Source organism: Flavobacterium sp., from assembly GCF_029242675.1.
GTDB lineage: Bacteria > Bacteroidota > Bacteroidia > Flavobacteriales > Flavobacteriaceae > Flavobacterium.
Genome location: NZ_JAQWTM010000445.1, coordinates 1 through 1,702 on the forward strand (window position 1 = coordinate 1; position 1,702 = coordinate 1,702).

Genomic DNA, 1,702 nt, shown 5'->3' on the forward strand with positions numbered 1-1,702 from the left:
TTTTTTTCATCAGCTTCCCATTCATACCTTAATTCAAATCCACTTCTTTTTACAGGATCGTCTGAAAATTGAATATCAGTATCTCGATTTTGTTTACTCAAAATAAATTTTCGTATCTCTTCACCTTCTTTATCTTTTAATACTATATATTCCTTCATTGATAATTGCATTCCTGACTTTGGAATACTTTTACAAGAAAAGTCAAAATTTTCAGCTGAATTAATGACTATTGATTTGGCGATCATATGGATTATTCTTAAATCGTCTTCAATTTCTAATATAAGTCCAGGCAGACCATTTAATTTCCATGGTCCAAAGTTTACTGGAATTTCAACACAAAACCAAGCAATGTATTTTCTCCCTCTAAAGGTAGTAGTCGCCTTTTGACACCTGTACTCCCCAATAGTTTTAAATTCCTTAATTAAAGTCCACTTAGGGCTGTATAATTGATCTTTAATATAATAAGGCTTTGATAGTACCATACCTTGATTGTAAATACTGTCTTTTGAAAAATCTACAATAATATGGGGAACAACAGTTGTTTTCAATTGAATTATTTGATCGTAGGTAGCACCATTTTTATCTAAAAGTTTTAAAGAGTTATCTGGTATAAAAACTGATTTCTCCTCATTAAAATAAAGCACCCAACTTTCAAGAATTGGTTTACCAAAATTAGCATACATTTCATATTCAACCTTACCATTTATTGCATTATTTTTTTGAGCATTAGCTAGGCTAAAAAGTAGCAACATAATTACATTAATATATAATTTCATAGTTTAAAGGGTAATTAATAGAAACCCAAAACATTAGTATTGGCTATCTATTGTGATTTTATAAAGCAAATATTGATGCTCCTGTATTAATATTTACATCTTTAATTCCATACCGCTGCGAGTTAAAGAAGGATTACAAATAATATAACTATCCTTATACTCTCTAATTAAGAATACATAATATTTCCTAGCACAAGGTTGAACAAAGTCACAGCTACCTTGCATAGCTTGACAGTTTTCATCAACTTCAACCGTACTTGCCATCGATACACCATTGAATGCTATTATAGCATTTGCGGTAAAAAAGAAATGTAAGTTAATAAACTTATCACGAAATTAAATAATTTAAATAACCATTTTACATAAAAAAGTAATATTTAATATCATAATTACAACGTATCACTAGTCAGAACATTATTGAATATTTCGTCCCGAAATGGGAGGAACGCATATAAATCAAAATTAACACGAAAATGCTAATTACTCCAAAAAGCATAACTAACGAATTGATCAAGGGATTAAAAATCAAATCACTTCCTGTTTTTGAAAAACTTTCCGCCTAACTGGAAGTTCCTATCTTACTAAAAACGGCATAAATCATTTTTTTCTGACAATCCAGAATCTTATTTTTTTACTGAACTTCTATACGCTAACAACGAAATTTGGGAATATACTATCAAAGATTCTGGTGAACTAACAGCATTTTACATTGGCGAAAAGGTAGAAAACAATTACACTCAATTAGTTTGTGGCAATCCTGTCTTTTATTATTATAAATTACAATAAATAAATAAAATCCAAAAAAGGAGATAAGCATAATACAGTTATGTAGTCTTGATTAAAAACAAAAAAACCCAATCTTTTCAGATTGGGTTTTTTAATAAATTGAGAAAATCAATTATGCTTCAACTTCGAATGGAAGGATT

Annotated in this window: 1 protein-coding gene; it reads right to left on the reverse strand. The window is 29.0% G+C overall.

The genetic code is table 11. From position 1 onward, the window contains the following. The coding region (locus tag P8M54_RS16265; protein ID WP_300289100.1) for a GLPGLI family protein at window positions 1–776 on the reverse strand (776 nt) is incomplete at its 3' end. Window positions 777–1,702 lie beyond the last annotated feature (926 nt).